The 17297-nt window shown below is 62.9% G+C and carries 11 protein-coding genes and 1 riboswitch; of the genes, 2 read left to right on the top strand and 9 right to left on the bottom strand.

What is annotated here, in order from left to right:
• Window positions 1-26: 26 nt before the first annotated feature.
• Window positions 27-2369 (bottom strand): LPS assembly protein LptD, encoded by a 2343-nt coding sequence (gene lptD, locus CYR52_RS03845; RefSeq protein WP_072928779.1) that lies wholly within the window; start codon window positions 2367-2369, stop codon window positions 27-29.
• Window positions 2370-2550: 181 nt separating this feature from the next.
• Between lptD and djlA the strand changes: the two genes are divergently transcribed.
• A complete protein-coding gene (gene djlA / locus CYR52_RS03840) occupies window positions 2551-3366 on the top strand; it encodes a co-chaperone DjlA (protein WP_072928780.1) in 816 nt (271 codons plus the stop codon).
• Window positions 3367-3423: 57 nt separating this feature from the next.
• On the opposite strand, the gene CYR52_RS03835 is transcribed toward djlA, so the two are convergent.
• The 4 genes from CYR52_RS03835 to CYR52_RS03820 all read right to left on the bottom strand — a co-directional run bounded on the left by CYR52_RS03835 (window position 3424) and on the right by CYR52_RS03820 (window position 11185).
• Complete coding sequence (locus CYR52_RS03835) at window positions 3424-4719, bottom strand: Gfo/Idh/MocA family protein (RefSeq protein ID WP_072928782.1); 1296 nt, start codon at window positions 4717-4719, stop codon at window positions 3424-3426.
• 247 nt (window positions 4720-4966) lie between these two features.
• Complete coding sequence (gene rluA, locus CYR52_RS03830) at window positions 4967-5653, bottom strand: bifunctional tRNA pseudouridine(32) synthase/23S rRNA pseudouridine(746) synthase RluA (RefSeq protein ID WP_101827983.1); 687 nt, start codon at window positions 5651-5653, stop codon at window positions 4967-4969.
• 58 nt (window positions 5654-5711) lie between these two features.
• On the bottom strand, window positions 5712-8618 hold the full coding sequence (gene rapA, locus CYR52_RS03825; protein ID WP_072928784.1) for an RNA polymerase-associated protein RapA: 2907 nt from the start codon (window positions 8616-8618) through the stop codon (window positions 5712-5714).
• A 197-nt stretch (window positions 8619-8815) separates the two neighbouring features.
• A complete protein-coding gene (locus CYR52_RS03820; RefSeq protein WP_101827982.1) occupies window positions 8816-11185 on the bottom strand; it encodes a DNA polymerase II in 2370 nt (789 codons plus the stop codon).
• Between the two features lie 190 nt (window positions 11186-11375).
• Here CYR52_RS03820 and CYR52_RS03815 point away from each other — a divergent pair, with 190 nt between their 5' ends.
• A complete protein-coding gene (locus CYR52_RS03815; protein ID WP_101827981.1) occupies window positions 11376-12143 on the top strand; it encodes a DedA family protein in 768 nt (255 codons plus the stop codon).
• Between the two features lies 1 nt (window position 12144).
• Here the strand turns inward: CYR52_RS03815 and thiQ are convergent, their stop codons facing one another.
• The 4 genes from thiQ to sgrR form a co-directional block, all read right to left on the bottom strand.
• The gene (gene thiQ / locus CYR52_RS03810) at window positions 12145-12846 is read right to left on the bottom strand and encodes a thiamine ABC transporter ATP-binding protein ThiQ (RefSeq protein ID WP_072929082.1); all 702 of its coding nucleotides are present in this window, start codon (window positions 12844-12846) and stop codon (window positions 12145-12147) included.
• Window positions 12830-14458 carry a thiamine/thiamine pyrophosphate ABC transporter permease ThiP gene (thiP, locus tag CYR52_RS03805; RefSeq protein ID WP_072928791.1) on the bottom strand — a complete coding sequence of 543 codons (1629 nt, stop codon included), beginning with the start codon at window positions 14456-14458 and terminating at the stop codon, window positions 12830-12832. Before thiP ends, thiQ begins: the two co-directional genes overlap by 17 nt.
• Window positions 14434-15435, bottom strand: coding sequence for a thiamine ABC transporter substrate binding subunit (gene thiB / locus CYR52_RS03800; RefSeq protein WP_072928794.1), 1002 nt, complete (start codon window positions 15433-15435; stop codon window positions 14434-14436). The genes thiP and thiB overlap by 25 nt, the downstream gene beginning before the upstream one ends.
• Window positions 15436-15477: 42 nt before the next feature.
• Window positions 15478-15585, bottom strand: a riboswitch (TPP riboswitch).
• 40 nt (window positions 15586-15625) lie between these two features.
• Window positions 15626-17287, bottom strand: coding sequence for an HTH-type transcriptional regulator SgrR (gene sgrR / locus CYR52_RS03795; protein WP_101827980.1), 1662 nt, complete (start codon window positions 17285-17287; stop codon window positions 15626-15628).
• Window positions 17288-17297 lie beyond the last annotated feature (10 nt).

The raw sequence follows: 17297 nt of genomic DNA, 5'->3' as shown, positions 1-17297 counted from the left end.
TTTACACATCTTGCAGTTGCACATAATCAGAATGCACGCTGATACGGCAGGATACCCTGCTTCAGCATCTCATCCGTCCCGAGCGAATGGTTACTGCTCAGGCCGCGCAACTCAATATTAAATGACACCCTGTTATCGTACTGGCTTGATTGGGTCGTGTTGTCCCAGTCAGTGATTTTGCGCTCATACCCGAGGTTGATGGCCCAGCAGCAGGTGCTGTACTGCACCCCGATCAGCTGATCGGCCGGCTGTTTCGCCTCAATATCGTAGTAGTAAGCGGCCACCACAGCCCAGCGGTCGGCCAGAGGCCAGCTCGCTGTCATCCCTACCTGGGAAATACCCTGCTGGTAACCGGGGTTCTGCACACTCGGCAGCGTGGCCTGGATGTATTCCGGGCTGGCGTAACGGTAATTCAGCTGAACCATCCGCTCTGCGTCTTTCCGGTACTCCACCACCGCATCGCCCAGGGCCACGGCGTCGAGACGGGTGTCATACTGCAACCCACCACGCAGGCCCCAGTTGTTGTCGATCCGCCAGTAGGTATCCCCGGCCCACACCAGGCTGCCGGTATCGTCGCTTTCATCCAGCGAGGAGTTCGGGTCACCGGTGCGCGGCTGGGTGAAGTAGTAGATTTGACCCGCAGAAACATTAAAACGTTCAACCAGCGCATCATCATAAATCCGCGAGGTCACCCCGGCGGCCAGCTGGTTGGCTGACGCGATGCGATCCAGGCCGCTGTAACTGCGGTCACGGAACAGGCCGGTATAGTCCGATTGCAGCAGGGTGGAGTCGTAGGTGTAGATGTCGCTCTGGTTGCGGTACGGGATGTAAAGGTACTGCGCGCGCGGCTCGAGCGTCTGGGTGTAGCCCTCGGCCCAGGTCATGCTGCGGTCAAACACCATTTTGCCGTCGGTCTTGAACTCCGGCATGGTGCGGTTGACGTTGTCCTGCAGCGCCAGGTTGTTATTGGTATTGAATTCGTCCGGCACATCCTGCTGGTAGTGCGTGGCCAGCAATTTGGCTTCGGTGTCCAGGCTGCCCCAGCTGTTGGCCAGCGGCAGGCTCAGGGTCGGCTCAATGTGCAGGCGCGTCGCTTCCGGGTTGTCCGGGTTGACGCTGGTGAATTTCACCGCCTGCCCATAGATGTTGAAATCAAACGGGCCGACATCATTCTGGTAGTAGTTGATGTCGAGCTGCGGCTGCGCACGGTAGGCGTTGGCGTTGCCCGAATCGGCAAAGACCTGGAACTGTTTCGACGCCAGTTTCACATCCCAGTGGGTGTCCGCATAGCCGATGCTGAATTTCTGCGTGGCGTAGCCATCGGTGGTGGACCCGTACGTGGAGTCGAGGTCAGTGAAGTATTTGGAGTCACTGACTTTCAGGTAGTCGATGTCAAAACGCCACACCTGATCCATTACCCCGCCGTGGCGCCAGTAGAAGAGCCAACGGGTGTTGTTGTCATCTTCCGGGTAATCTTTTTCGTACTCTTTGTCGCTCGGCAACCAGTCAAATTCCACCACACCGGCGCCTGGGGCGGTCAGGTAGCGGAACTCATTCTGGAACTGCATCCCACGCTTGCTGATGTAGTGCGGCGTCAGCGTGGCGTCAAAGTTGGGCGCGATGTTCCAGTAGTACGGCAACATGAACTCGAAGCCGTTGTTGCTGCCGAATTTGGCATTCGGGATCAGGAACCCGGAACGGCGGCGGTCGCCCACCGGCAGTTGCAGGTACGGGCTGTAGAATACCGGCACCGGGCCGATTTTAAAGCGCGCATTCCAGATCTCGGCGACTTCTTCCTGGCGATCGTGGATAACCTCGGAACCGACCACGCTCCAGCTGTTGTCACCGGGCAGGCAGGAGGTAAAGGTGCCGTTGTCGAGGATGGTGTAGCGGTTGCTGTCACGCATCTTCATCTTGTCGGCGTTACCCCGGCCCTGGCGTCCTACCATCTGGTAGTCGCCCTGATCCATATCGGTATCTTTGGTGTTCAGGTTGGAGAAGGCGCGCGGGCCTTTCAGCTTGATCTGGTTGTCGTCGTAATGGACGTTACCGGTGGCCGTCACGGTGCGCGTCGGCTCCGGCTGGTTTTCCACCTGCGTCTGGTTCAGCTCGACCTGGTCAGCCGTCAGCGTACTGTTGCCCTGCTGGATATTGACGTTCCCGGAGAAGACCGCATTGTCCGGGTAATTGGCCTCACTTTTGTCGGCCTGGATATGCACCGGCAGCGTGTTGGGGTCGCCATTAACCAGCGGCTTATTATAGGTGGGAACGCCGATCATGCATTGTTCAGCGAGGTCGGCCAGCGCACCCTGGCTGTAGAGTGCCGAGCCAATCATGGTGGCCAGCAGTGTTGGGAGACATTTTTTCATACGCGGTATTCGGTGTTCCGTCATCAGAGGCGTCATGCCGGCAAACGGTCAGAGACTATATCACTCATCAGCGTTGCGCTAGTGTTAAATCCAGCCGTGGGTCTGTCGTCGTTAGGCATCCGGATAAATGCCGGGTATGATAAAGCAAATCTGACGCAACGGCATGTGAATTGAGGAGTATATGCAGTATTGGGGAAAGGTGCTCGGCGTTGTACTGGGCTTGATGTCCGGCGCAGGCTTTTGGGGCGTAGTACTAGGGTTGTTGATCGGCCATATGGTTGACAAGGCGCGGGCCGCCCGCAGCCGCGGCTACTTTGCCGACCAGCAGACAAGACAGACCATATTTTTCCGCACCACCTTCCAGGTCATGGGGCACCTGTCGAAATCGAAGGGACGCGTGACGGAAACGGATATCCAGACCGCCAACCTGTTTATGCAGCGCCTGAACCTGCATGGCGAGCAGCGCACTATGGCGCAGCAGGCTTTCCGTGAGGGTAAAGAGGGCAACTTCCCGCTGCGTGAGAAACTGCGTGAACTGCGCAGCGTCTGCTTCGGCCGCTTTGACCTGATCCGCATGTTTCTGGAGATCCAGTTGCAGGTGGCGTTCAATGACGGCGAGCTGCACCCGAACGAGCGCCAGGTGCTGTATGTGATTGCCGAGGAGCTGGGCATTTCGCGCGGCCAGTTTGAGCAGTTCCTGCGCATGATGGAAGGCGGCCAGCAGTTCGGCGGGCAGCAGCAGGGCGGTTACTCCCACGGCGGTTTCCAACAGCCGCAGGGGCCGACGCTGGCCGATGCCTGCAAAGTGCTGGGCGTGAAAGAAGAGGACGATGCCACCACCATCAAGCGTGCGTACCGCAAGCTGATGAGTGAGCACCACCCTGATAAGCTGGTGGCCAAAGGGTTGCCGCCGGAAATGATGGAGATGGCGAAGCAGAAAGCGCAGTCGATTCAGGCCGCCTATGACCTGATCAAACGCGAGAAAGGTTTCCGCTAAGCCCGTTGCGTGCCGTGTCACCGCGAAAGCCGCCCCTGGGGCGGCTTTTTTATGGTTTCAGCGCCCGCGCAGCTTACGTACCACCTCGAACTCGTCGAAGAACACCGGGGTGCCGCGCTGCATGGAGAGGTTACCGGCGACACCGGTCAGGATAGACAGGGTGCCGGCGCGGTGGTCGGCGGCGCGGTGCAGCGGGTCAGCGGGCGGGTTGCCGAACAAGTCCGCCAGCATCGCCTGATCGCCGCCGCCGTGCCCGCCTTCACCGGCGGTAAAGTCCGCTTCCCACGGGGTGCCGAACATCGGGTACACGGTGATGCGGCAGGCGTCGAGGTTGCCTTCCTCCTCGCGCAGGCCGCCGCCGTTGACGTAGGAGTTCTCCTCCACGTTCATCTCCAGCCGCCCCTTGCTGCCGTTGAACACCACATTCAGCCCCTCTTTCGGCAGGTACGCGTTGAGGGAATAGGTGAGCTGCGTGCGGTTGCGGTACTTCACCAGCACTGACAGCGTATCCTCAATGGTGATGCCGTCGCTGAAGACGCTCTGGTCACGGTAGTAGCTGTCTTCATGCTCCGCCTCCAGGTAGAGCGCGCGCAGTTGCGGGTTCTCGTCCATATGCAGGGCAAACGGGTCATCCGCGGCCTGCGGCGCGCCGTGCGCCCGGCTGTAGAACCGGGTTTCGCCGCGTTTTTCCGCATTCTCCCGGCCGTAAAAGCGCAGGTCGCCCAGTGCAAACACCTGTTCCGGCGAGCTGTTGAGCCAGAAGTTCATCAGGTCGAAATGGTGGGTCGATTTGTGCACCAGCAGCCCGCCGCTGTTGCGCTTGTCGCGGTGCCAGCGGCGGAAGTAGTCCGCGCCGTGCTCGGTATTCAGCAGCCACTCAAAATGCACTGAAAACACCTCACCAATGGTGTCGTTCATCAGCAGTTCACGCACTTTGCTGTGGTGCGGCGCATAACGGTAGTTGAACGCCACGCGTACCTGGCGGCCGGTCTTCTCAATCGCCTCTGCAATACGCAGGGCGCGCGCCGCGTCGATGGTCATCGGCTTTTCGGTGATCACATCACAGCCGGCGTGCAGCGCCCGCACAATATAGTCGTCGTGGGTACGGTCGATGCTGGTAACAATCACGATATCCGGCCGGGTTTCGGCGATCATCGCCTCAAACTGCCCGGCCCGCCAGGTGGACACCGGTGCCGCCCCGGCCTTGGCCAGCAGATGGTTGGCGTAGTCCATCCGCGTCTGGTTAGTGTCGCAGAACGCCACCCACTGCGCGCTTTCGCGGTAGGTGGCGGCAATTGCCTCAAGGTAAAGCCCGGCGCGGCCGCCGGTGCCGACCAATGCATATCTTTTCATCCAACATTCTCCTGAGAGCCGCACCCAACCGGGCGGGCGGAAAAGGGGGAAGTGCCCATGCTGACAGCATGTTTTTTAAGCATAATGCCTCTCCGTGACCGTTACCCGCATGGCGGTGATAAACAGTAAAAGAGAGCGGCCGCCGGAAAACAGGCAAAGGGCAGCCGCGCTTAACGCTATGTTATGCGCGGTGGAAAAAAGGTGCGTCAGGTCACAACCAGCGCGCCTGCCCGGGCGGGCAGGGCAGTCAGAAATCCGCCGGGGCGCGGAAGGTCATGGAAGTGTGGTAGTGCGGGTGGGCCAGCGTCAGGGTTTCAGCGTGCAGTTGCAGGCGGTTGGCCATCGCCCGGGCTTCCGGCGGCGCGTAAAAATTATCGCCGAGGATCGGGTGGCCGAGCGCCAGCATATGCACCCGTAACTGGTGTGAACGGCCGGTGACCGGGGTCAGCCGCACGCGGCTGGTGCCGTCCTCATCCCGTGACAAAACCTGATAGAGCGTCTGCGCGGTTTTGCCGGTTTCAAAGCAGACTTTCTGCTTCGGCCGGTTCGGCCAGTCGCAAATCAGCGGCAGGTCAATCAACCCTTCATCCTCTGCCACATGCCCCCAGACCCGTGCCAGGTAGCTTTTTTTCGGTTCGCGTTCGCGGAATTGCCGCTTCAGCTCCCGCTCTGCCGGTTTGGTCAGCGCCACCGCCAGCACGCCGCTGGTGGACATATCCAGCCGGTGCGCCGATTCCGCCAGCGGGAAATCCCGCTGCACGCGCGTGATCACGCTGTCCTGATGCTCTTCGGCACGGCCGGGCACCGACAGCAGGCCGCTCGGCTTGTTCACGACCATGATGTGATAATCCTGATAGAGAATCTGTAGCCACGGCTCTTGCGGCGGGTTATAGCCTTCCAGCGGCGGTGTCTGTGACGCGGTATGGTCGCTCATGGTGTTGGGTCACTGTAGAGGAGAAAACAGCCGGGCGCGGTGTGCGCCCGGACCGGGGTTACTGGTGGCTCACCACCACCAGACGGATGGCATCCAGCCGCCAGGTGGCGTCGTTGAGGTTCGCCAGCACCTGCTTACGGTTGAACTCCAGCGCTTCGACTTCGTCGTCACGGATGTTCGGGTTCACCGCGCGCAGCGCTTCCAGGCGGGCGAGTTCGGCGCTGGTCTGCTCGTCGGCTTCGATTTTCGCCGCCTCGATCAGCGCCCGCGCCTCGTCGGCCACCAGGGCTTCCGCGTGTTGCAGCATCGCGTGCACATCCTGCTGCACCGCATTCACCAGCTTGCTGGAGGTATGGCGGTTCACCGCGTTCAGCTGGCGGTTGAAGCTCTCAAACTCCACCTGTTTGGCGAGGTTGGTGCCTTTGCGGTCCATCAGCATACGGATTGGCGTCGGCGGCAGGAAGCGCGTCAGCTGCAGGTGTTTCGGCGCCTGCGCTTCCACCACATACACCAGCTCGGTGAGCAGGGTGCCGACCGGCAGCGCCTTGTTCTTCAGCAGCGACACGGCACAGCTGCCGGTGTCACCGGAGAGGATCAGATCCAGCCCGTTGCGGATCAGCGGGTGCTCCCAGGTGATGAACTGCGTGTCCTCGCGTGACAGCGCCTGCTCACGGTCGAAGGTCACGGTGCAGCCATCCTGCGGCAGGCCGGGGAAATCCGGTACCAGCATGTGATCAGACGGCGTCAGCACAATCAGGTTGTCGCTGCGGTCATCCTGGTTGATGCCGACAATATCGAACAGGTTAAGCGCAAAGTTTACCAGGTTGACGTCATTATCACCTTCGGCGATCGCCTCAGCCAGCGCCTGCGCGGCCTCACCGCCGTTGGAGTGCTGCTCCAGCAGGCGGTCACGCCCCTGCTCAAGCTGGCGGCGCAGGGCATCGTGCTCGAGGCGGCACTGGTGCACAAATTCCGGCAACCCTTCCTGCTCGGACGGGGTGGCAAGGTAGCCGATCAGCTGCTCGTAGTGCTTGTCATAAATCGCGCGGCCGGTCGGGCAGGTGTGCTCGAACGCGTCCAGCCCGTCGTGATACCAGCGGATCAGCACCGCCTGCGCGGTCTGCTCCAGGTACGGCACCATGATCTGGATGTCACGCTGCTGGCCGATACGATCCAGACGGCCGATGCGCTGCTCCAGCAGGTCCGGGTTGAACGGCAGATCGAACATCACCAGATGGCTGGCGAACTGGAAGTTACGCCCTTCAGAGCCAATCTCCGAGCAGAGCAGCACCTGCGCGCCCTCTTCGGCGGAGGCGAAATAGGCCGCGGCGCGGTCACGTTCGATAATCGACAGCCCTTCGTGGAATACCCCGGCGCGGATGCCTTCACGCTCACGCAGCACCTGCTCCAGTTGCAGCGCGGTTTCTGCTTTGGCGCAGATCACCAGCACTTTTTCGTCGCGGTTGCTGGTCAAAAAGCCCATCAGCCACTCGACGCGCGGGTCGAAGTTCCACCAGGTGCCGTTCTCGCCTTCGAACTCCTGATAGATGCGCTCCGGGTAGAGCATGTCACGCGCGCGATCTTCGGTGCTCTTTTTCGCCCCCATGATGCCGGAGACTTTGATCGCCGTCTGGTACTGGGCCGGCAGCGGCAGGCGGATCTCATGCAGCACGCGGTGCGGGAAGCCTTTCACGCCGTTACGGGTGTTGCGGAACAGCACGCGGCTGGTGCCGTGGCGATCCATCAGCAGGGCAATCAGCTCGCGGCGCGCGGCTTCGCTCTCTTCGCCGTCACTGTTGGCCGCGGCCAGCAGCGGTTCGATGTCCTGTTCTGCGACCATGTCGCCCAGCAGGTTCTGTTCATCGTTGGAGAGGCGATCGCCGCTCAGCAGCAGCGTCACGGCGTCCGCTACCGGGCGGTACTGTTGCTGCTCGGCCACGAACTCCTGATAGTCGTGGAAGCGGTTCGGGTCGAGCAGGCGCAGGCGCGCAAAGTGGCTCTGCGGGCCGAGCTGCTCCGGCGTGGCGGTCAGCAGCAGGACACCGGCGGTGTGTTCCGCCAGTTGCTCAATCACCTGGTATTCACGGCTTGGTGCCTCTTCGCTCCAGGCCAGGTGGTGCGCTTCATCGACCACCAGCAAGTCCCAGGCGGCATCGGCCATCTGCTCCAGGCGGCTTTTGTTGCGGCGCACGAAATCCAGCGAGCAGATAACCAGTTGCTCACTCTCAAACGGGTTGGTGGCGTCGTGCAGCGATTCGGCGTAACGCTCATCATCAAACAGGGAGAAACGCAGGTTGAAGCGGCGCAGCATCTCCACCAGCCACTGGTGCTGGAGGGTTTCCGGCACCACGATCAGCACGCGCTCGGCACGGCCGGAGAGCAGTTGCTGATGGATTATCATCCCCGCTTCGATGGTTTTACCCAGGCCCACTTCGTCCGCCAGCAGTACGCGCGGCGCATGGCGCTGGCCCACTTCATGGGCAATGTGCAACTGGTGCGGGATCAGGCTGGCGCGCATCCCGCGCAGGCCGCTCCAGCGCAGGCGGAACTGCTCACGCTGGTATTTGCGCGCCCGCAGGCGCAGCGCAAAGCGGTCCATCCGGTCGATCTGCCCGGCGAACAGCCGATCCTGCGGCTTGCTGAAGGTGAGTTTGCTGTCGAGCAGCACCTCACGCAGGGCAACGGCGGCCTCGTCGGTGTCCAGACGGGTGCCGATGTAGGTCAGCAGGCCGTTCTCCTCTTTAACCTCGTCAACTTTCAACTGCCAGCCTTCGTGGCTGTTGATGGTGTCACCCGGATTGAACATCACGCGGGTGATCGGTGAGTCATTTCTGGCATAGAGGCGGTTCTCACCCGTCGCGGGGAAAAGCAGTGTCACCATACGCGTGTCGAGCGCGACTACAGTGCCTAATCCTAATTCGCTTTCCGTGTCGCTTATCCAGCGTTGACCAAGTTTAAAGGGCATAGTTACTCTCTGTGTTGATGTATCGGGCCGTGCGTTTTTTTACTGCTTTGCGTGCGTTATCCGGGCAATAGCAACGCTGCCATGCCGGGGCGCGGAGTCTCTGGGAGAGGTGCAAAAATGGGAAAGGGCGCTATGGTAATGGATGGTCGCGGTTTCGTCACCTGCCAAACGCCGTTATTTGTCTTAAACCGTTTGCGTCAGAACAATCCCATTTGCCCGGTAATCAGTGTAGCAAAATCGTCCTGAAGGAAAGGCAAAATGCCGTCCGCCACCGGCTCCAGCTGCCGCTCGATATAGTGCTCGTAGTCAATCGGCGCATGGCGTGCTTCCAGCGGCTCCGGCCCGGCGGTGGTCATCACGTAGCGTATCCAGCCGCCTTTCTGGTACTGCAACGGCCGCCCCTGTGCGCGGTTGGCCTCATCCGCCAGCCGTGCGGCGCGTGCATGGGGCGGCACATTGCGCTGGTATTCCGCCAGCGGGCGGCGCACCTGTTTGCGGTAGACCAGCCGGTCATCAAACTCCCCGGCGCGGGTGCGCGCCACATAATCACGCACATACTCCTGGTAGGGCTGGCGGTGGAAAATACGCCGGTAAAGCTCCTGCTGGAAAATCTGCGCCAGCGCCGTCCAGTCGGTGCGCACCGTCTCCAGCCCTTTGTAGATCATCTTCTCTTCACCGTCGCGGCGCACCAGCCCGGCATAACGTTTTTTGCTGCCTTGCTCCACCCCGGCACCGCGGATGGTGGGCATCAGGAAGCGGCAGAAGTGGGTTTCGAACTCCAGCTCCAGCGCGCTCTCCAGCCCCATCTCTTCGCGCAGATGCTGCTGCCAGAACTGGTTCACCTTCGCCACCAGCGCCCGGCCGATCTGCTGCGCGGCGGCCTCGTCGTGCGGCTGTTTCAGCCAGACAAAGGTGGAGTCGGTGTCGCCGTATATCACCTGATAGCCTTCGGCCTCAATCAGTGCGCGGGTCTGGTGCATGATCGCGTGGCCGCGCAGGGTAATAGAGGAGGCGAGGCGCGGGTCGTAAAAGCGGCAGGCACTGGTGCCGAGCACGCCATACAGCGCATTCATGATGATTTTCAGCGCCTGTGACAGCGGGGCGTTCTGCTGCTGTTTGGCCGCCTCGCGCCCCTGCCAGATCTGGCGCACAATCTCCGGCAGGCAGTGGGTGGTGCGGGAGAAGCGCGCACCGCGGAAGCCCTCAACAGAGGCCTGCTCATCCGGGTCGTGCAGCCCGGCCACCAGCCCCACCGGATCAATCAGGAAGGTGCGGATAATTGACGGGTAGAGGCTTTTGTAATCCAGCACCAGCACCGAATCATACAGGCCGGGGCGCGAGTCCATCACAAAACCGCCGGGGCTGGCCTGCTCCTCCACATCGCCCCGGTTCGGCGCGACAAAGCCGGCGCGGTGCATACGCGGGAAATAGAGGTGGCTGAATGCGGCCACCGAGCCGCCGTTGCGGTCCGCCTCCAGCCCGGTGACGCTGGCGCGCTCCAGCAGGAACGCCAGCAGATCGGTTTTGGCGAAAATGCGCGTCACCAGTTCGCAATCTTTCAGGTTGTAGCGCGCCAGCGCCGGTTTGTCTTCACGAAAGCGCTGTTCAATCTCCGCCAGCCGCTGGTAGGGGTTGTCAATAGCCTTGCCTTCGCCCAGCAGCGTTTGCGACACCGCTTCCAGGCTGAAGGACGGGAAATTCCAGAACGCCGATTTCAGCGCCTCGATACCGTCAATAATCAGCCGCCCGGCGGCCGAGGCGAAGAAATGCCCCTGGCGGAAACCGTGCTCGCGCCACTCCAGCACTGCGCCGCCGCGCCCCAGCCGCAGCGGGATGCCGTAGCGCTCGGCGTGTTTCTGCAACACCCGCAGGTCGAACTGGATTACGTTCCAGCCGATGATCACATCCGGGTCATGCTCAGCCAGCCACTGGTTGAGCTTCTCCAGCAGCAGCGGGCGTGAGGCGACATACTCCAGCGCGAAATCCTCACGCTGCGGCGTGCCGTTCTCCGGCCCCAGCATGTAAACCTGCCGCTGGCCGCACCCCTCAATGCCGATGCAGTACAGCTCGCCGCTGCCGCTGGTTTCGATGTCAATCGAGGCGAGTTTCAGCGGCGGGCGATAGCCTTCGGCCGGTTTCATCCGGGTATTGAACAGCGTGTCCTCTGCACCCGGCTCACCGCTGAACCAGACCGGCGCAGTGATGTAGCGCTCCATCAGGAAACGCTCCGGTGGGCGGATGTCCGCCTCATACAGCGCCACGCCCTGATCCTTCAGCGCCCGCTCCAGCCGGGAGAGCTGGCGCTGCTGGCGGCAATAGAGCGCCAGTTGCGGCCGGTGGCGGAAATCACACAGCGCCACCTCACGCAGCACGGCGCCGCTTTCACCGCGCAACACCGGCTCCGCCAGCGCGCGCTGTTCCGCAGGCAGAAACGCCACCGCCTGCTGGGGCGGCAGGCAGACTTTCTGCGGGCCATCATCGGTCGCCAGCCAGAACGTGATCTCTGTGCCGGTGGGCGTATCACGCCAGTGGCGGGTCAGGATAAATCCCTGGCGGGCTGGGGTCATGGTGCTGCCTGTCGGGTGAAGGGAACGGATGCGCGTAGTATGGTTTTTTATACAGGGGATGTCCAACACCGGCGGCCTCTGCCAACGGCACATACAATTCACATACAATTCATTGATTGACTGCGTGAATAACCACGTTAACAATTCAGCGGAAAAATGATGAATTTACGCCGCAACCTCGTTGGAATTTATGGAATCTTACCTTGAACATCTGATTACCCAGTCTGTGGCCTTTTCACTGTTGGCGGTGGGCCTGGTGGCATTTCTGGAATCACTGGCGCTGGTGGGGCTGCTGCTGCCGGGCACGGTGATGATGGCCACCCTCGGCGCGTTGATCGGCAGTGGGCGGGTGAACTTTTATGAAGCCTGGGTGGTCGGGAGCATCGGCTGTTTCGCCGGTGACTGGATCTCCTACTACATCGGCCACCGCTTCAAAGGGCCGCTGCAACGCTGGTCATTCCTGAAGAAGCATAAATCCCTGATGAGCAAAACCCGCCACGCGCTGCACAAGCACAGTTTCGCCACCGTGCTGGTGGGGCGCTTTATCGGCCCGACCCGCCCGCTGGTGCCGCTGGTGGCCGGGATGCTGGACCTGAAACCGCTGACGTTCGCCGTGCCGAATGTGGTGGGCTGCCTGACCTGGCCACCGGTCTATTTCCTGCCGGGCATTCTGGCCGGGGTGGCGATCGGTATTCCGGCCGGGGCGGACGTCGCGCATTTCCGCTGGCTGCTGCTGGCGGCGTTCGTGGCCGTCTGGCTGGCGGCCTGGCTGGGCTGGCGCTGGTTCCGCGACGGCAAACGCAGTGAGGACTGGCTGTCACGCCGTTTGCCGCTGGCGCGGCTGCGCTGGGTGTGCGGGCTGGTCACCGTGGTGGCGGTCGCCTGCCTGGTGATGCTGTTCAGCCACCCGCTGATGCCGGTCTACCGCCGGTTGCTGTGGCAGGTGATGGCGTTCTGAGTCAGGGGCGCGCCACGCCGAGGATGCGTGCCTCGGCGGCGCTGCCGTCAATCAGTGCGGCGGTCGGGCCGTCATAGTAGATCCGCCCGTCCACCACCAGCAGCGTGCGCGGCGCAATCCGTGCCGCGTCATCCAGATTATGCGACACCATTAACAGCGTCAGCGCGCGGCGGCGGCATACCTCGTCCAGCAGCGCCAGCATGTCGCTGCGCAGGGCCGGGTCAAGTGCCGAGAACGGCTCATCCAGCAGCAACAATGGCTGGCTGCGCAACAAACAGCGCGCCAGCGCCACCCGCTGCCGCTGCCCGCCGGAGAGCTGCGACGGCAGCCGTTCCAGGCATTCCTCCAGCCCGACCTGCGCGGCGATCTCCGCCAGCGCCTGCCGCTGGGCGGCCGTGAGTTTCAGGCCGGGGTGCAGCCCCAGCCCGAGGTTCTGCCGCACCGTCAGGTGGGCAAACAGGTTGTTCTCCTGAAACAGCATCGACACCGGGCGCTTCGCCGGCGGCGTGTCGCGGTGATCCGCCCCGGCGATCTGTAAGGTGCCGCTGCTGGCAGGGAGGAAACCGGCGATCAGGCTGAGCAGGGTGCTCTTGCCCGCGCCGCTCGGCCCCAGCACCGCCACGCGTTCGCCGGGCTGTACCGCCAGGTCAAAGCGCATCGGCAGGTGGTGGTAAAGGTAGGTCAGCTTATCCAGCGTCAATATCGGTTCGGGCATGGTTCCGGCGCTCCGGTAAACGTTCAATCAGGGTGAAAAGCAGGAAGCAGAGCAGCAACAGGAGCAGCGCGGTGACGGCGCCGTCCTGGCTGCGGTAGGCGCCCATCTGTTGATAAAGATAAAACGGCAGGGTGCGGAACTGCTCATTGCCGAACAGCGCCACCACCCCGAAATCCCCCATCGACAGCACGCTGGCAAAGGCCATCGCCTGCGCCAGCGGCAGGCGCAGCGCGCTCAGCTCCACCCAGCGCACGCGCTGCCAGCCGCCCATGCCGAGCGCCCGGCAGAGCGGGGTATAGCGCTCCGCCAGGTCACGCATCGGGTTGTCCAGCACTTTGAGCGCGTAGGGCACCGCCATCAGCGCATTGGTCAGGATAACCAGCGCCCACGGGGAAGCAGGCAGGCCGCCGGTGGCGCTCAGCAGCAGGAAGAAGCCGGTCGCCAGCACGATGCCCGGCATCGCCAGGATCACCATGCCGCACAGCTCCAGCGCCTGCGCCCGGCCGCGCTGCTGACGCAACCGCCACTCCCGGCTGCTCCAGAGCAGCATCATGGTCAGCACCACGCAGAGCAGCCCGGCACCCAGCGCAATCCGCAGCGAGGTAGTGAGCGCCTGCCACAGCACCGGCTGTTGCAGCACGCCCAGCAGCGCGCGGTTGGCACCGTCCGCCACCACTGCCAGCAGCGGCGGCAGGATAAGCAAGAGCGCCAGCGTAATCACCACGCCGTCCGACAGCCGGGAAAAAGCGCTGTCCTGCGGGTTACGCCACTGCGCGGCCTGCGTATGCCCGCTGGGCAGCGCCTGGCTGAAGCGCTGGCTCAGCAGCACCAGCCCCAGGCAGCAGCCGAGCTGGATCAGCGCCAGCATCGCCGCGCGGCTGAGATCGTAGTCGTAACTCAGCGCCTGATAGATAGCCAGTTCGATGGTGGTGGCCTGCGGCCCGCCGCCGAGGGAGAGCACGGTGGCAAAGCTGGCGAAGCAGAGCATAAAGATCAGCGCCGCGGCGGGCAGCAGTTGCCGCCGCACGGCGGGCCACTCCACAAAGCGCCACTGCTGCCAGCCGTTCATGCCGAGCTGCGCCGCCAATTGGCGCTGTTCCACCGGGATATTCTCCAGTGACTGCAACAGCAGGCGGGCAGCCAGCGGCAGGTTGAAGAACACATGCGCCAGCAAAATGCCCTGCAAGCCATAGGGCGAGAAGGTGTAAGGCACACCGAGCCCGCCGCAGATCTGCGCCAGCCAGCCCTGCCGGCCATACACGCTCAGCAGGCCAAACACCGCCACCAGCACCGGCAGCACCAGCGTCATGGCGCAGAGCCGCAGCAGCAGCGCCCGGCCGGGGAAGCGGCGGCGGAACAGCGCACGCGCCAGCCACAGCGCAGGCACCACCGAGCAGACGGCCGACAGCAGCGCCTGCAAAAAGGTGAAGCGCACCACATGCCAGAGATAGGCGTCATCGGCCAGGGTGCGCCACGCCAGCGCCGGGGCGTGGAAGACGATCGCGCCGAACGCCAGCCCGGCGACGCCGAGCAGCAGCGCGCCCGCCAGCAGGCCGGGCAGTTGCCAGCCGGACATCAGCGGCTGACGGCGGTTTGCCATGTGCGGATCCAGGCGGCGCGTTGGGCAGCGACCTCAGCGGCGCTGTAGCTCAGCGCGGTTTGCGGTACAGCCAGGCGCTCAAACCCGGCAGGCAGGGCCACCGGCGTCACCGGGTACATCCAGTTGCCGGTCGGGATAGTGTTCTGGAAGGCGGGCGTCACCATAAACTGCATAAACTTTTGCGCCAGTGCCGGCTGGCGGCTGGCGGCCAGTTTCCCGGCGACTTCCACCTGTAAATAGTGGCCTTCGCTGAAGGTGGCAGCGGCATAATTCGCCTTTTTCTCTTCAATCAGGTGATATGCCGGGGAGGTGGTGTAGCTCAGCACCAGGTCACTTTCGCCCTTGAGGAACAGGCCGTAAGCTTCGCTCCAGCCTTTGGTCACGGTGACGGTTTTCTTTGCCAGTTTCTGCCAGGCGTCGGCTGCGTTGTCGCCGTAGACTTTCTGCATCCAGAGCAGCAGGCCGAGGCCCGGCGTGCTGGTGCGCGGGTCTTCATAAATGACTTTCAGCGGGCGGTCACTCTCGACCAGATCGCGCAGGCTGGTGGGCGGGTTTTTGAGTTTTTCTTTGTTATAGACGAAGGCGAAATAGCCGTAGTCATAAGGCACAAAGGTTTTATCCTGCCAGCCGCCCGGCACCTTCAGCGCGGCGGTGTCAAGGCCCGACGGGGCGAACAGGCCGGTTTGTGCCGCCGCCTGCAACAGGTTGTTGTCCAGCCCCAGCACCACGTCGGCCGGGCTGTTTTTGCCCTCCATGCGCAGGCGGTTGAGCAGCGAGACGCCATCTTCCAGCGCCACAAATTTCAGCTCACAGCCGCACTCTGCCTCAAAGGCTTTTTTCACCGCCGGGCCGGGGCCCCAGTCCGCGGCGAACGAGTCATAGGTATACACCGTCAGCAGCGGTTTGGCGGCCAGCGCCGGGGCAGACAAGATAACGGCAGAGACAACACACAGATAAGGCAGGATCTTTCGTGACACTTTGCGCTCCTCAGGAAAAGGGTGGCAAAGGATTTTGAGCAAGCGTGGCGCAGTCTCAAATCCCTCCGCCGGTATTAACCGGATCAGGTTCGACGGGACTCTCTCAGCGATCACGGCCGGGCAGGCGGTGTCGCACCCCGTTGAGAACGCGCCATTGTAAAGGCTTACTCCGCCCGGCGAAAGGGCGGGCTTAGGTCTCCGGCGGCGCAAACCAGGCAGATTTGAAGTCAAACCAGCCGAGGCTGTTCATCCGCACGCCGCGCATACTGCGCTGGCCCTGGATCTGTAGCCAGTGGTGGAACAGCGGGTGCAGCTGTTGGCGGCTCACCAGCGCCCGGCACCACTCCGCCAGCGGCAAGTGGTTGTCACGCCACTGCGCGGCCGCCGGGTGCAGATCCTCATCCAGGCAATGGTGCAGCAGCGGCAGTTCGTAGAGCCCGGCGAACAGGGAGAACTCCAGCGGCTGGGTGAAGTTAACGCTGCCGAGCCACAGGTCGCTCTGCGCGTCACCGTTGACCCAGGTTTCATAGCTCACCTCCTGCATCACGAGCGTGACGCCCTGCGCCGCCAGCAATGGCCGTAACGCATTGACGATCGCCAGAAACTCCGGGTGGTGGCGGTAGCAGGTCAGCGTCAGCGTCGTCAGCCCGGCGGGCTGGGCGGGCCGGGCGTCATATGTACGGTGGTGCCAGCGCGGCAGCAGGCCAAAGGCCGGTGACCAGTAGCGCTGGTAGAGGCGATCGGCATGATGCAGCAGCGCCAGCGGGTTCAGCAGGTCAGTGAGCCAGGCGCGCACCTCCGGCCGGGCGGCGAGGGCAGAACGCCGGTCAAACAGCAGGAAGTAGCAGCCCTCTTCCAGCCGGTTCTCCAGTTCACGGTGGGCGGTGTCGTCGGCCTGCAACTGTACGCCGCCGAAGATCAGCTCCTCACTCAGCTCCGGCTGCACCCAGATGCTGACCTCATCAATCAGCGCGCGGTAGCCGAAGTAGTCATCAAACGCGCGGATCTTCAGTTGCGCCGGGCGGTTGTGCACCATCGCGTAGGGGCCGGTGCCGATCGGCTGGCGGGCAAAGTCCGGCAGTTGCGGCCATTCGCGCGGCAGGATCATCGCCGGGACGCTGCCGAGCAGCCACGGCAGCCAGTGGTCCGGCATACTGAGACGGATCTCGATGACATGCGGCGTCGGCGAGGTGATCGCCAGCAGGTGGGAAAAGAGCGGCAAAGTGCGGATGCGCGTCAGCGAGGCGATCACATCCTCCATCTCCAGCGGCCGCCCGTGGTGGAACGGGATGGCAGGGCGCAGGTAAAAGCGCCAGTGCAGCGGGGAGAGCGCCTGCCAGTGGTGCGCCATATCCGGTTCCAGTTCCCCGTTTTCCTCATTTATCCGCGTCAGGCCGCTGAAGATCTGGCGCGCCAGATGAGTTTCCGAGCGGCGCATCGGCGAGCCGGGCAGCAGGTTAAACATCGGGCGGTAGTAAAGCACCCGCAACAGGTGCCGCCCCTGGCGGAAGCTGCGCCCGAGCTGGGCGAGCAGCATCTGGCGGGCGGCCTGTTTGTCCCCGACCAGTTGCACCAGCTGGTCAGCGTTGCCTTGCTCGATCAGCTCCTCGGCGCGCTGTTGCTGGAGCGCCAGCCCGGTGCGCAGGAAGGTGAGGGTAGAGCGCCGCCCGCGCCCCGCCTCCGCCTGCCAGTGCAGCCAGCCCTGTTGCTGCATGGTGGTGAGCAGCGAGCGGACGTGGCGGCGCGAACAGGAGAGGATGTCCGCCAGCGCCTGAAGCGTGGTGTCGGCAGGCTGGCCGTGGAAGTGCTGCCAAAGCCGGATGAACTGCTGCTGTAAACGTGAGGTCGGCATAAAAGGGGAA

Source organism: Chimaeribacter arupi (genome assembly GCF_002858805.1).
Lineage (GTDB): Bacteria > Pseudomonadota > Gammaproteobacteria > Enterobacterales > Enterobacteriaceae > Chimaeribacter > Chimaeribacter arupi.
The sequence above is the reverse complement of the archived record's forward strand: the minus strand, read 5'-3'. Positions and strand labels throughout refer to the sequence as shown.

Bases quoted from the DNA above. Each gene is read 5' to 3' on its own strand.
- CYR52_RS03815 (WP_101827981.1), top strand. From the start codon at position 11,376: ATGGAATCTTACCTTGAACATCTGATTACCCAGTCTGTGGCCTTTTCA.
- rapA (WP_072928784.1), bottom strand. From the start codon at position 8,618: ATGCCCTTTAAACTTGGTCAACGCTGGATAAGCGACACGGAAAGCGAA.
- rluA (WP_101827983.1), bottom strand. From the start codon at position 5,653: ATGAGCGACCATACCGCGTCACAGACACCGCCGCTGGAAGGCTATAAC.
- CYR52_RS03835 (WP_072928782.1), bottom strand. From the start codon at position 4,719: ATGAAAAGATATGCATTGGTCGGCACCGGCGGCCGCGCCGGGCTTTAC.
- djlA (WP_072928780.1), top strand. From the start codon at position 2,551: ATGCAGTATTGGGGAAAGGTGCTCGGCGTTGTACTGGGCTTGATGTCC.
- sgrR (WP_101827980.1), bottom strand. From the start codon at position 17,287: ATGCCGACCTCACGTTTACAGCAGCAGTTCATCCGGCTTTGGCAGCAC.
- thiP (WP_072928791.1), bottom strand. From the start codon at position 14,458: ATGGCAAACCGCCGTCAGCCGCTGATGTCCGGCTGGCAACTGCCCGGC.
- CYR52_RS03820 (WP_101827982.1), bottom strand. From the start codon at position 11,185: ATGACCCCAGCCCGCCAGGGATTTATCCTGACCCGCCACTGGCGTGAT.
- lptD (WP_072928779.1), bottom strand. From the start codon at position 2,369: ATGAAAAAATGTCTCCCAACACTGCTGGCCACCATGATTGGCTCGGCA.